This is a genomic window from Pedobacter suwonensis, assembly GCF_044762335.1.
Lineage (GTDB): Bacteria > Bacteroidota > Bacteroidia > Sphingobacteriales > Sphingobacteriaceae > Pedobacter.
In genome coordinates, this window is record NZ_JBIWEB010000006.1 from 37,927 (window position 1) to 51,150 (window position 13,224).

Genomic DNA, 13,224 nt, shown 5'->3' on the forward strand with positions numbered 1-13,224 from the left:
AAATGAAACGATTATTTATCGCCTTATTGAGTGTTGCGGCATCAACCGGTTTCGCACAAACAATAGGCAAAATTACAGATCCGGTAGATTGGATAAACCCGCTAATGGGAACGGCATCTAAGCCAGCACTATCTAACGGAAATACTTACCCGGCTATCGGTTTGCCCTGGGGAATGAACATGTGGACACCGCAAACCGGTAAAAATGGTGATGGATGGGCATATGTTTATGATGCCGACAAAATCCGCGGTTTTAAACAAACACACCAGCCTTCGCCATGGATGAACGATTACGGCGCTTTTTCGATGATGCCGGTTACGGGTAAGTTGAAATTCAGTGAGGATGAGCGTGCCAGCTGGTTCAGCCATAAAGCTGAAGTGGCTAAGCCGTATTATTACAGCGTTTATCTGGCAGATGCAGATGTGACGACCGAAATTACCCCGACAGAACGCGCTGCCCAGTTTAGGTTTACTTTTCCTAAAACAGATAGCGCTTACGTGGTGGTAGATGCACAGAACAAAGGCTCCTACATTAAAATTATACCTGCTGAAAGGAAAATAATTGGTTATACCACTAAATATGCACGTGGGCCACTACCTAAAAATTTCAAAAATTATTTTGTAATCTATTTCAACAAGGATTTCAAACTGGCCAAAACCTGGGATGATAAAAAACTTAACGAAAAAGATTTGGAATTAACGGTTGATCATGCTGGTGCCGTTATCGGTTTTGCTACACAAAAAGGCGAGCAGGTTATTGCAAAAGTGGCTTCTTCATTTATCAGCTTTGAGCAGGCCGATTTAAACCTGAAAAGAGAGCTGGCCAATGATGGTTTCGATGCCACAAAAGCAAAAGGCAGGGCAACCTGGAACAAAACCTTAAGCAAAATTGCGGTTGAGGGCGGTACGATTGATCAAACCCGCACATTTTATTCTGCGATGTACCGCACCTTATTCTTCCCCAATAAATTATATGAAATTGATGCGCAAAATCAGATTGTACACTGGAGTCCATACAACGGACAGATTTTACCAGGCTATATGTTTGCCGGCACAGGTTTCTGGGATACGTTCAGGGCATTATACCCTTTCCTGAACCTGGTTTATCCATCCATTAACAAAGAGATGCAGCAAGGCCTGATCAACGATTATAAAGAAGGTGGTTGGTTGCCGGAATGGAGCAGCCCGGGTTATGCCAACATCATGGTAGGTAACAACTCCGCATCGGTAGTTTCTGATGCTTATATTAAAGGCATGCGCGGTTACGATATAGAAACCTTATGGCAGGCCGTAAAACATGGCGCAAATAACGAAGGCCCGATGGAAGCCGTTGGCCGCGACGGGGTTAAGTATTATAATGAATTGGGTTATGTACCTTTTGATGTAAAGAAGAATGAAAATGCAGCGAAAACGCTGGAATATGCATACGATGACTTTACCATTTATCAGTTGGGAAGAGCTTTGGGTAAACCAGCATCTGAAATTGATATTTATAAGAAAAGAGCCATGAACTACAAAAATCTTTTCGATCCGGCTTCGGGCTTAATGCGAGGTAAAAACCAGGATGGTACTTTCCAAAGTCCGTTTAGTCCGTTTAAATGGGGCGGTGCATTTACCGAAGGTAACAGCTGGCACTATACCTGGTCGGTATTCCAGGATATTGATGGTTTGGCCAAACTAATGGGCGGTCACCATAAATTCGTAACCAAGTTAGATTCGGTGTTTTCAATGCCTCCGGTATTTGATGAAAGCGCTTACGGCGGGGTAATTCACGAAATCCGTGAAATGCAGATTGCAAACATGGGCCAATACGCACATGGTAACCAACCGATCCAGCACATGATTTACCTGTATAACTACGGCGGTGCGCCTTATAAAACCCAATATTGGGTGCGCGAAACCATGAACAGAATGTATAAAGCTACGCCAGATGGCTATTGTGGGGATGAAGATAACGGACAAACCTCTGCCTGGTACGTGTTTTCGGCAATGGGTTTCTATCCGGTAACACCGGCGGTTGACCAATATGTTTTGGGTGCCCCTTTATTTAAAAAGGTAACCATCACTTTAGAAAACGGTAAAACAGTGGTGATCAACGCACCAGCCAATAGTGATAACAACCGTTATGTTCAATCTTTGCAGATGAATGGTAAGGCGTATTCTAAAAACTGGATCAGCCATAGTGGTATGCAGAAAGGCGCTGTGCTCAACTTCAACATGACGGCAACACCAAATAAAACGAGAGGTTCAAATCCAGCTGATTTCCCTTATTCGTTATCAACAGAAAAATAAAGAAAGGTAAAGATGGTATCACTAAAGAGATTGTTATCCTGAGTCTATCCAAAGACAGGTTTAGTTTATACTTAATGATACCATCTTATTTCCAAAGTAATAATTAGTCTCAATATGGCTAAAACTAATAAACCAAAATATATGAACATCTCAAAGACGGGTTTTACAGCCATGTTCTGGCTTTGCGGAACCCTGTTGGCATTTGGCCAGCGTATTGATCTCAAAGATCTTTCAGCCTTTAAAAACCCTTCCAATTCATGGTCGCTGGCACAAAACGTGATTGCCGATTTAAACGCCGAAAACGTTTTAAAAACTACCAAAGGTGAAGGGATTTTAGTTAACCAATCTACAGCAAAAAAAGCGGGATCGGATTTATACACCATTAATGAATATGGTGACGTAGTAATAGAACTGGATTATTTAACGGCAAAAGGAACAAATTCAGGTATTTATCTTCAGGGTAACTATGAAATCCAGATTGACGATGCCTGGGGAATTAGAAACCCAAGTTCTTCAAATAATGGTGGGATTTATCAGCGCTGGGATGATAGCAAACCAGAAGCCGAAAAAGGATTTGGTGGTGTTGCTCCCCGTCAGAATGCAAGCAAGGCACCGGGTTTATGGCAGCACATCAAAATCATCTTCCAGGCACCACAATTTGATGCTACAGGCAAAAAAACAAAAAATGCCAAGATCATCAGTGCAGAACTCAACGGTGTGCTGATTCATGAAAATGTTGAATTATTTGGTGCAACCAGAGGTGCTGCGGGCGCTGAAAAAGCAAAAGGACCTTTACGCCTGCAAGGCGATCACGGTTCTGTAGCGTTCAGAAATATCCAGATCACCGAGATATCTGAAATGGCAAGACCAAACCAAAATGGTGGTGCAGATCCGATATATATTGAGGCAGCAAGCAACAATATGATCAGAAGTTTTGTAGACGTTGCGCCAGGAGTACGTTCTGTACATGCTATTTCGGTAGGCGGGCCTGAAAAAGTGGCCTTCAGCTACGATTTGGATAATGGTACCCTTTTACAGGGATGGCACGGTGATTTTATCGATGCTACACCTATGTGGGATGGCCGTGGAAACGGAACCTCACGCGCTTTGGGCAGTGTTACCCGTTTTACCAAAAAGCCTGTTCTGGCGATTTCAAAGCTGGCAAACGACCAGGCCGGGTGGGTTACCGATACGGCTGGTACAGGTTTCAAAACAAAGGGGTATGTAATGGATAAACAAGACCGTCCGGAGTTTAAATATATGATTAACGGCGCAAATGTTACCGATGCGGTTAAAGTGATGGAAAACGGACAAGGTTTAAGCAGGGAGATTACAGTGGATAAACCTTCGAAAGACCTGTATTTCCTTTTAGCTACTGCTTCAAAAATTGAAGAGGCTGGTAAAGGCCTGTATTTAATTGACGATAAAGCATATTATATACAGCTTGGCGAAGGCGCTGCAAAGCCGGTAGTTAGAAATGTTGATGGTAAATGGGAAATCATTGCACCCATTGGAAGTAAGTTGAATTATAGCATTTTGTTTTAGTCGTGATCATCATGAGAAATACATTTAAAAAATTAGCATTACTGGCGTTAAGTTTTAGCTTTACCACAGTTTTTGCGCAAGAAACACCGAAAGAAGAAGATTTTTTCAGGATAAACAAAGTACGTGTACCCGAAGGCCCGATCCTGGAAGTGGGAGGGTTGGTTACCCTGCCAAACGGTGATTTAGGCATTTCAACCCGTAGGGGAGAAGTGTACATTGTTGAAAATCCTACCAGTGCAAAACCTTATTGGCGCAGGTTTGCCTATGGCTTGCACGAAATTTTAGGTATTGCCTATAAAAATGGGGCAATTTACGTAGCGCAACGTGGCGAATTAACCAAACTAGTAGATAAAGACCAGGATGGCAAAGCCGATGTTTATGAAACTGTTTATGCCTGGCCGTTAAGCGGGCACTACCACGAATATAGTTTCGGCCCGAAAATAATGCCTGATGGCAGCTTTATGGTTACCGCGAACGTGGCCTTTGGCGACGAAGAGTGGTGGCGTGCTGAAAGCAGGGTACCTATGCGTGGTTGGGCCATGAATATTACCGAAGATGGTAAAATGATGCCTTATGCTGCAGGTTTCCGCTCTCCAGCCGGTATTGGCAGTATTGATGGTCAGTTTTATTATACCGAAAATCAGGGTGACTGGGTAGGTTCTGGCGGTTTATGGAAAGTGAACAAGGGAGACTTTATGGGACACCCTGCAAGTTTAAGGTGGACCAATTTGCCAAATTCTCCGGTTAAACTGCAATCAGATTTCTTTTACTCGCAGATAGACGAGCGTAGAATCAAAAATGAACAGGGAAGATACATTAAACCGGAAAACAGGGTAAATGAATCATTTAAAACTTTGTTCGAAATGAAAAAAGTATTTCCTGAACTGCGATTGCCATCGGTTTGGTTGCCTTATGGTATTCTCGGTATTTCATCTGCAGAGCCTGTTAAAATACCTGCCAACACATTCGGACCGTTTGCCGGCCAGATTTTGGTTGGTGACCAGGGGATGAGCATCATTTCGAGGATTTTTATGGAAACCGTTAAGGGTGAAGAACAAGGCGCTGCCTTCTTGTTCCGCAAAGGTTTCCGTTCAGGTGTATTAAGATTGGAATGGGGTACTGATGGTTCACTATTTGTTGGCGAAACCAACCGTGGTTGGGGATCAGCAGGTGATGCCAATGAAGGTTTGGAAAGATTGGTGTACAACAATAAAACTCCCTTTGAAATGAAAGCCGTAAGGGCAATGCCTGATGGTTTTGAAGTGGAGTTTACGATGCCTGTTGACCGTAAATCGGCCGAAGATCTGGCGTCTTACAGTGCAGAAAGCTTTATTTATAAATATCATCCGGTATACGGCTCGCCTCCGGTAAACACCGAGAAATTAAAAATTTCCGGAGTTAAGGTTTCAGCAGATGGTTTAAAGGCCAGGATTATTGTACAGAACCTCCGCCAATATTATATCCATACTTTAACATTAGATGGTATCCGTTCGCAGGATGGTTTTTATTCGCTGATTCATCCGGTAGCTTATTATACTTTGAATCAAATTCCTGATGGAAATAAACTTTCTGCTAACGAGGTGAGTACCAGAAACTCAGCAACGCCTGTCAATACGCCAGCCAAAAAAACTGCTGTACCAAAGGCAACAACAGGTAAAGCGCCTGAAGCTAAAGGGACTTCAACTCCGGCAAAGCCTGCGGCTACTGCCAAAGCGCCTACTTTTAAAGAAGTTGAAGGTTTATTAACTAAAAATACCTGCCTGGCTTGCCATAATCAAACTAAAAGACAGATTGGCCCGCCATTCGTAGAAATTGCAAAACGTAAATATTCACCGGAGAAAATATTTCAGTTGATCCACAATCCGCAGCCGCAAAACTGGCCGGGTTATTCAACAGAAATGCCGCCAATGCCGCAGGTAACCAAAGCAGAAGCTTTAAAAATTGCGGCCTGGATAAATTCTTTAAATAAATAAGTTGATTGTTAGGAAACGGTTGGTAGAAATGCCAGCCGTTTTTTTATGATAAAAAATTAGTATAAATCTATACAGGGAATCGTTACCCTAAATTTATTTTACTGTCATTTGCACTGAAAGATCCTTCATTATGCTACCATTGACAGAATCACAGAAAAAAATCATCTCGACTGTAGCACAGCGAAATGGAGAGATCTTTTTAACCGAATGATTAAAACCTAGTTTAAAAGATTTCTCCACTTCGGTCGAAATGGCGATATTTCAGGTCATTCAAATTTCTTGTTAAATCTGTCACTCATATTGATTTTTATGCAATAAATTATCCTTCAGGATTGACAGCATGTATGAACAAAAAGAATGGGGATTCCACTATCGCAGAATCCCCATCATCTAAATTAACGCTCTCATATATACAAACGCTACAATAAGGAATTATTGTATCAGCCGTAAAATTTTTTTCCATTTTTGGATGTTTAGCATTTAAACCTATTTTTACTTTATGGCTACTACAGATAAAAATCAACAGGATGCAGAAAAGCTAGCCGCTGCCAAGGCCGCGGTAAAATTGGTTAAAGATGGCGATGTAGTTGGTCTGGGTACGGGGTCGACCACAACTTTTGCCATTATTGAATTGGGTAAACGTGTAAAAGAAGGACTTCAAATAAGAGCAGCCGCAAGTTCCATCCGTACAGAAAAACTTGCAAAATCGCTTGGTATTGAAATTCTGGATCTTGGGCACTTGAGCCAGATTGATATCAGTATTGATGGGGCCGATGAATTTACAGCATCACTCGATCTGATTAAAGGCGGTGGCGGTGCATTGTTTAGAGAAAAGATAATCGCTTCATTGAGTAAAAACGCCATTATTATTACCGATGCTTCGAAAAAGGTTAAAAAACTGGGTGCTTTTACTGTTCCTGTTGAGGTCATTCCATTAGCCTATCAGTATGTATTCGATCAAATTAACAATCTTGGTGGAAACGGTATATTACGAACAGTAGAAAACCAAACATTTATTACCGATAATGGAAACCTCATTATTGACGCCGATTTTGGCCTGATTGATAATCCCGCGAAATTAGCTTCTGACTTAAATCAGATCAACGGATTACTGGCTCATGGCTTATTTATTAACCTCACGTCAAAAGTAATGATGAGTGACGGAACGGATATCATCATTTTTGAGTGATTGTAGTTTATTTGTTCAATAGTCATTAGCTCGTGTGTACTCCTCCTTGAATTATTTGTAAGCGGAATAATCAATCAATTTTCGGAATTAGGAGTAATGAGAATTGGTCTTAATTTCGTGTTCTCCCTGTTTCCGTGACAAAACGGATAACTTCACCGGTAAATTTCAGTTATGTGAAATGCTTCAAAAATTTTACCGACAGTTTTATTTCACTCACCGATAAAATATCATAACTAAGGGAAAAGCCATTCTCCGGCATTGGTATTCGTGATACATTTGAATCATAAAACAAAACGGTCATGGAAAATTTAATCAAAAAAAATCACGCAGATAAACAGGTTGGTTTAGGTATTTTAATCATCACCATCGGTTCGGTGTTCTTATTAAGAAACTCGGGAATAGATATTCCACATTGGATTTTGAGATGGCACACCATTATGTTGGGTATTGGTTTGTGGATGGGGTATCGTAAAGGCTTCCAGGGAAACGGGTGGTTGGCATTAACCATTATTGGAGGCTTATTTACCTTTAAAGCGATAAACATTTTTGATTTTGATCTGTTTAGGATTAGCATTCCAATGGTATTGATTGGTTTAGGCTTTTATATCATCTTAAAACCTAAAAAAGTTCAGAACTTTGATCAATATTTTGAGAAGAAACCAGTTGATTTTACTGATCAAGAAAGCTAAAATTCTTCACTCCATCATATATATTAAAAGGGCCATTTTTTTCTAACAATGGCCCTTTTTTATGCTTGGTAGCAAAGGGCAAGGAGCTTCGGGCTTTGCACTATGGGGTGGCTGCTCCTTGCCCTTTGCATTTTTGCCAAAAAAGAAACGGGGATTCCACCCTCAGGCAGTATCCCCGTCATCTAAATTAACGCTCTCAAATACATAAACGCTGTAAATGGAATATATTGTGTTCAGCTTTATTTTTTTTTGCTTTTTTTAATAGACTGTAGAAGGAACAGGGGAAATGGGGTGTGCTAGCGTCAAATGTTAAAATTAGTTAAAACTAAAGCACTGGTTGAGTAAACCTATTTTCAGAACCAAATATTGTTAACTTTGGGTATTGTAAAAAACCAAACACCATACTTAATCTTCATGGCTTTAGATCTGAAAGGGATAAAGCATGCATCTCATACCATTTAAACAAACTATACGGATGAAAAAAGGCCTTTTATTTGTAGTTGCTTTATTAATAACAACCTCCGCATTTTCTCAGAATGTAATCCAGCTTTTCAATGGCGCAAACGACTTTTTTAAACTATTGCAGGAAGAAAAATTTAAAGATGCACATGCTTTTTTTGACGATACCTTAAAAACGAAATTAACAGAAGAAAATTTAAAGAAACTTTGGGGTGATATTGGAACAAAATATGGAAAGGCAGAATCGTTAGATGCCATTCAAAGTAAAGCCCAGGGCGATTTTTTTGCTGTTACGGTTGAGGGTAAATTCGCTAACGGTGATCAGAACTTTATTTTAGGTTTTAATAAACAACAGAAAATTGTCGGAATCTTCCTGGCACCTTCCAGGAGAACATCCTCTTATTTAAAACCAACCTATGTAGATACCAGTTTATACCAGGAGAAGTCGGTATATATTGGCCCGGCTGGAAAGCAATTGGCGGCCATTATTACCACGCCAAAAAATATCAAAAATTTCCCTGTTGTGGTTTTTGTGCACGGCTCCGGACCTGCAGATATGGATGAAACCGTTGGTGCGAATAAACCTTTCAAAGATCTGGCTGGTGGCTTAGCTTCTAAAGGAATTGCGTCCGTTCGCTATGTAAAAAGAACTTTAATTTATCCTAATGAGTTTGGTAAGGAATTTACTGTAAAAGAAGAGGTACTGGATGATGCAGCTGCCGCGATAACACTTGCAAAAACCGTTGTAGGGGCTAATCCAAAAGCTGTTTACTTATTCGGTCATAGTTTAGGCGGAATGTTGGCCCCTAAAATAGCAAGTACGATACCTGATTTAGCTGGAATTGTTTTGGCAGCGGCACCGGCAAGAAAATTAACCGATATTATTGTTGATCAGAATAAGTATATATTCGATCTGGCCAATGATACGACGGCTGCATTTAAAAAACAATTGGCAGATGCCGCTGTGGAAATTGATAAAAGCAGAATTTCGCAATTGGGAACTACCATAAAGCCTGATTCTGTCATTTTAGGCCTGCCGGCGAAATACTGGGCAGATTTAAATAGTTACAACCAGGTTGCTGTAGCCAAAAGCCTTTCTAAACCTAAGATATACATCCTGCAGGGTGGTAATGATTTTCAGGTAGGTAAAGTAGATTTCGATTTATGGAATGATGCTTTGGGAAAAAAGAAAAATGTGGTTCTTAAATATTACCCGGATTTAAATCACCTGTTGAGTTCGCAAACCGAAAAGGGAACGATGGCCCAATATCAGGCTGCTGTAAGCGTATCCGAAACTTTGGTTAACGATCTTGCCTCGTGGATTAAGGCCAAATAGGCTAAATCAGCTAATAAAAAAGAAAAAGCTCCAACCCAAATCAGGAGCTTTTTTTGTGCGCTCGATTTTCTTAATATTCTTTCTTTATTAAGATTTCACAAACAATTCAAAAAACAAGCGGTTTAAATTTAGAGCATCTCATCTAAAAATAGTTTGTTTATGGAAAAGCAGAAAATTACTTTAAAAGGAATATGGGGCATTTTAAAAGCATCGTTTACAGGATTTACCAATCATAAGGTAACGAAACTTAGTGGCTCACTGGCCTATTATACTGTATTTTCTATGGCGCCTTTGCTTGTGGTAATTATTTCTCTATGTGGCATATTTTTAGGTAGGGAAATAGCTGAAGGACAGGTTTATGCCCAGCTTGAAGGATTCTTAGGTAGGGAATCGGCCATTTCCTTACAACAGTTAATTAAAAATGCTTATCTGGACGGAAAAAGTACCATTGCTTTAATTATCGGTATCGTTACCCTGTTAATTGGGGCAACAACCGTTTTTGGCGATATCCAGGATTCCATCAATACCATTTGGGGATTAAAACCTAAGCCTAAAAGAGGTTGGGTGAAGATGTTACAAAATCGTTTTTTATCTTTTTCGGTCATTGTAAGCCTGGGTTTCGTGTTATTGGTTTCGCTTGCCGTTACTTCTGTATTAGATGCTTTTAGCGGTCGCCTACAGGCCAGATTTGCCGAGGTATCTGTTATTGTGTTTTATATTATTAACCAAATTGTAACGCTGGCTGTTATTTCTTTGATATTTGGTGTAATATTTAAGGTATTACCTGATGCGATTATTAAATGGCGTGATGTAGTTGCCGGTGCAATAGTTACTGCGGTTTTATTTATGATCGGCAAGTTTGCCATCTCTATTTATATTGGGCAAAGCAATGTAGGCAGTACTTACGGTGCAACGGGCTCATTAGTGGTTGTGCTTTTGTGGACTTACTATTCTTCCATCATTTTGTATTTTGGCGCCGAGTTTACCAAGGCTTATGCCGTTGCTTTCGGTTCAGAGATTTATCCTTCACATTATGCGGTAACTACAAAAGAAATTGAAATAGAAACCGATGGTAAATCCATTCAGGATAATCATCCTGAAATTAAAGAAGAAGTGAAAAAGGCATAGTTATTCGCCCCAGGCAGTAATCATTAATTTTCTTTGTCCGCCATGATTTCGATGTTCGCAAAGGTAAATGCCCTGCCAGGTGCCAAGCGCTAACCTGCCATTTCGGATAGGGATACTTACAGAATTTCCTAAAAGTGCAGATTTTAAATGTGCAGGCATATCGTCCGATCCCTCATAGTCGTGCTCATAATCGGGATCGTTTTCCTTTACCATTTTATTAAAGAACATTTCAAAATCTACCCTTACTGTAGGATCTGCATTCTCGTTAATCGTTAGTGAAGCCGAGGTATGCTGTATGAAAACCTGGCAAATTCCAATGTTAATCTCGCCAATTTGGGGCAAGGCATCCTCAACCTCGTCGGTAATGATATGGAAACCTCTTCTTCTTTCTCTTAAGGCTAAGGCTTGTTGGTATATTTTCATTTGAATTAATTCTCTATGATTTTGATGAAATCCTTTTCACTAGGTAAAACAGTTAAATACTTACTTGCGAAGATTTGTTCATTGTTTTCAGGAAGTGTATATCTTACTACAGATTCACTTTTATCCTGGCAAAGAATAATACCGATGGTTTTGTTTTCATCCTCAAGTTTTACTTCTCTGTCAAAATAGTTCACATACATCTGCATCTGACCAATGTCCTGATGTTTGAGTTCTCCTATTTTTAAATCGATAAGTACAAAACATTTTAAAATGCGGTTGTAGAAAACTAAGTCTATTTTGAAATGTCTTTCTTCAAAGGTTATTCTTTTTTGACGGGCTACAAAGGTGAAACCATTACCGAGTTCTAATAAGAAATGTTCAAGCTTATCAATTAATTTTTGCTCTAATTCACTTTCTGAATAAAAACTTTGTTCTGGTATACCTAGAAATTCAAGTACGTAAGGATCTTTTATTAAATCCTTGTTCTTTTCAATTATTTGTCCCTTTTTCCCCAGCGCTAATACTTCTTCTCTATTTTTACTAAATGCTAAACGGGTGTACAGTGCGGAGTCATATTGACGTTGGAGTTCGCGTAAGCTCCAGTTATTCTTTATAGCCTCTATTTCATAAAAATTACGCTCATTCGCGTCCGTTATCCGCATTAATTTAAGATAGTGAGACCAGGTGAGTTTGAATTGTCTGGGCGGTACCTGCTGGATTGAATTCGTAGATTCTTCGGAAATCTCATTGTTTTTGAATTCGTCAGACAGTGTCTGACGAATTGAATAATTAAGGTAAAAGTACCTCATTTGCTTTAAATTTGTTTCAGAGAAACCCCTGCCAAATTCTGAGGTCAACTTTTCTGCAAGCTCAATCAAAATTTGTTTACCATATTCTGCCTTTGCTTTGCCTCTCTGCTCTTCTTCAACAATCATTCTGCCAATTTCGAAGTAAGCAGTAGCCATTGTGTTATTAATGGTTTGTGCTACATTTTGCCTCGCCTGGTTAAGCAGTTCAATAACTTTAGTATATAAATTTTGCTTTTCAACTTGCATTTTGACAACAATAAAATATATTCAATCTTTCGGAATTAAGCATTTTATCAAATGAAATTAGTTTTTAAGATTACTTCAAAAACTCCACATTCCAGATTTTCTCTGCTTTTCTGCCTATTAACCAAAATGATGCAGCCAGTACCGAAAAAAACAAAGCTTTGTGCCAGCTATCCCAGAAATATTCGAAATAACGTGTGTAAAGGTTGATGAATAGAAATGTAATGCCAAATTCTCGGGCAATATCATCATGATACTTTAAGCCAAAGAGTGTACTGGCTACACAAATGGCGGCAGAAATTAAAGCCCAGTAAAATAAGCTCAACTGCCTTACCTGATACCATTCTTCGAGGTTGGCGAAATTCCCAAATACCGATAATGCCCAAAGCGATACAAACAAATAAACCATACCCGCGATATAGGTAACCAGAAAGAAATTTTGCGTTTTCGGAAAAGCCTTCATCATGAAGGATGCCGCGGTTAATGAGGCGCCAAAAATCACAAAACGCAAAGGATAATTCATCCCGAGGAAATAATAATTCCAACGGCTTAAATAGCCGGTTTCAGTACCAAACCAGGCACCCAGGGAGATTAAGGCAAAAATCCAGATCAAACGCGAGTTGAAGACATAACCTAAAGCCCCATAAATAAAAACAGATATCAATATCAGGATAGAGAAATTGCCTGAACCATTATCAACTGCCTTCCCAAAATAAGCGATGGCATTTGCCGTGAGCAGAATAGCAGAAAATACAATGGCTTCATTGCTAAATTTTAGGTGCGCGAGTTTCTTTTTCCGCTTGAAACCTAAAATGTAAAGCCATGCCGCCAATCCGCCTGAAACAATAGCAATCACAATATTTGGCGTATTATAAACCCGCTTTAAATAGTTAAGGATGGAATTGTCAATAAGGAGTGATCCCAATGCAATAAAACCACAAGCCAGGGCTACCCAAAAAGCATATTGTGCCAGGCGTAACCAATCGAAGTTTTTGGCTTCATAGCTTTTACGAAGTTTATTTCCTGTTTCAGGGTCGATTAAGCCATCGTTTTGCCATTGCTCAATCATGTCATCAAGAAACTCACTTTTCTCTCGGTCAACTTTCATAGGATCGGTTATACACGAAGATATAAAATTA

Annotated in this window: 10 protein-coding genes; 7 read left to right on the plus strand and 3 right to left on the minus strand. The window is 39.7% G+C overall.

The features are described 5' to 3' along the window. Positions 1–2 precede the first annotated feature (2 nt). The 7 genes from ACIQXP_RS11455 (at position 3) to ACIQXP_RS11485 (ending at position 10,610) form a co-directional block, all read left to right on the plus strand. Complete coding sequence (locus ACIQXP_RS11455) at positions 3–2,291, plus strand: GH92 family glycosyl hydrolase (protein ID WP_387503844.1); 2,289 nt, start codon at positions 3–5, stop codon at positions 2,289–2,291. A gap of 141 nt (positions 2,292–2,432) precedes the next feature. Continuing rightward, positions 2,433–3,836: a 3-keto-disaccharide hydrolase gene (locus ACIQXP_RS11460; protein WP_293744622.1), complete on the plus strand. Its 1,404-nt coding sequence runs from the start codon at positions 2,433–2,435 to the stop codon at positions 3,834–3,836. 11 nt (positions 3,837–3,847) lie between these two features. Further along, the gene (locus ACIQXP_RS11465; protein WP_293744621.1) at positions 3,848–5,809 is read left to right on the plus strand and encodes a hypothetical protein; all 1,962 of its coding nucleotides are present in this window, start codon (positions 3,848–3,850) and stop codon (positions 5,807–5,809) included. 499 nt (positions 5,810–6,308) lie between these two features. Beyond that, positions 6,309–6,998 (plus strand): ribose-5-phosphate isomerase RpiA, encoded by a 690-nt coding sequence (gene rpiA / locus ACIQXP_RS11470; protein ID WP_293744620.1) that lies wholly within the window; start codon positions 6,309–6,311, stop codon positions 6,996–6,998. Between the two features lie 299 nt (positions 6,999–7,297). Further along, entirely contained in the window at positions 7,298–7,687 is a 390-nt protein-coding gene (locus ACIQXP_RS11475) for a LiaF transmembrane domain-containing protein (RefSeq protein WP_293744619.1), read from the plus strand. A gap of 475 nt (positions 7,688–8,162) precedes the next feature. Beyond that, a complete protein-coding gene (locus ACIQXP_RS11480) occupies positions 8,163–9,482 on the plus strand; it encodes an alpha/beta hydrolase (protein ID WP_387503845.1) in 1,320 nt (439 codons plus the stop codon). A gap of 159 nt (positions 9,483–9,641) precedes the next feature. Continuing rightward, positions 9,642–10,610, plus strand: coding sequence for a YihY/virulence factor BrkB family protein (locus ACIQXP_RS11485; protein WP_387503846.1), 969 nt, complete (start codon positions 9,642–9,644; stop codon positions 10,608–10,610). Here the strand turns inward: ACIQXP_RS11485 and ACIQXP_RS11490 are convergent, their stop codons facing one another. The 3 genes from ACIQXP_RS11490 to ACIQXP_RS11500 all read right to left on the minus strand — a co-directional run bounded on the left by ACIQXP_RS11490 (position 10,611) and on the right by ACIQXP_RS11500 (position 13,193). Then, positions 10,611–11,033 (minus strand): secondary thiamine-phosphate synthase enzyme YjbQ, encoded by a 423-nt coding sequence (locus ACIQXP_RS11490; RefSeq protein ID WP_387503847.1) that lies wholly within the window; start codon positions 11,031–11,033, stop codon positions 10,611–10,613. It abuts the gene before it with no gap. 5 nt (positions 11,034–11,038) lie between these two features. Beyond that, a complete protein-coding gene (locus ACIQXP_RS11495) occupies positions 11,039–12,088 on the minus strand; it encodes a PDDEXK nuclease domain-containing protein (RefSeq protein WP_387503848.1) in 1,050 nt (349 codons plus the stop codon). A gap of 70 nt (positions 12,089–12,158) precedes the next feature. Beyond that, positions 12,159–13,193, minus strand: coding sequence for a DUF2157 domain-containing protein (locus tag ACIQXP_RS11500; RefSeq protein WP_293744614.1), 1,035 nt, complete (start codon positions 13,191–13,193; stop codon positions 12,159–12,161). Positions 13,194–13,224: the final 31 nt, after the last annotated feature.

Excerpts from the sequence above, each read along its gene's own strand:
- ACIQXP_RS11455 (WP_387503844.1), top strand. The coding sequence starts at position 3 with ATGAAACGATTATTTATCGCCTTATTGAGTGTTGCGGCATCAACCGGT.
- ACIQXP_RS11460 (WP_293744622.1), top strand. The coding sequence starts at position 2,433 with ATGAACATCTCAAAGACGGGTTTTACAGCCATGTTCTGGCTTTGCGGA.
- ACIQXP_RS11465 (WP_293744621.1), top strand. The coding sequence starts at position 3,848 with ATGAGAAATACATTTAAAAAATTAGCATTACTGGCGTTAAGTTTTAGC.
- rpiA (WP_293744620.1), top strand. The coding sequence starts at position 6,309 with ATGGCTACTACAGATAAAAATCAACAGGATGCAGAAAAGCTAGCCGCT.
- ACIQXP_RS11475 (WP_293744619.1), top strand. The coding sequence starts at position 7,298 with ATGGAAAATTTAATCAAAAAAAATCACGCAGATAAACAGGTTGGTTTA.
- ACIQXP_RS11480 (WP_387503845.1), top strand. The coding sequence starts at position 8,163 with ATGAAAAAAGGCCTTTTATTTGTAGTTGCTTTATTAATAACAACCTCC.
- ACIQXP_RS11485 (WP_387503846.1), top strand. The coding sequence starts at position 9,642 with ATGGAAAAGCAGAAAATTACTTTAAAAGGAATATGGGGCATTTTAAAA.
- ACIQXP_RS11490 (WP_387503847.1), bottom strand. The coding sequence starts at position 11,033 with ATGAAAATATACCAACAAGCCTTAGCCTTAAGAGAAAGAAGAAGAGGT.
- ACIQXP_RS11495 (WP_387503848.1), bottom strand. The coding sequence starts at position 12,088 with ATGCAAGTTGAAAAGCAAAATTTATATACTAAAGTTATTGAACTGCTT.
- ACIQXP_RS11500 (WP_293744614.1), bottom strand. The coding sequence starts at position 13,193 with ATGAAAGTTGACCGAGAGAAAAGTGAGTTTCTTGATGACATGATTGAG.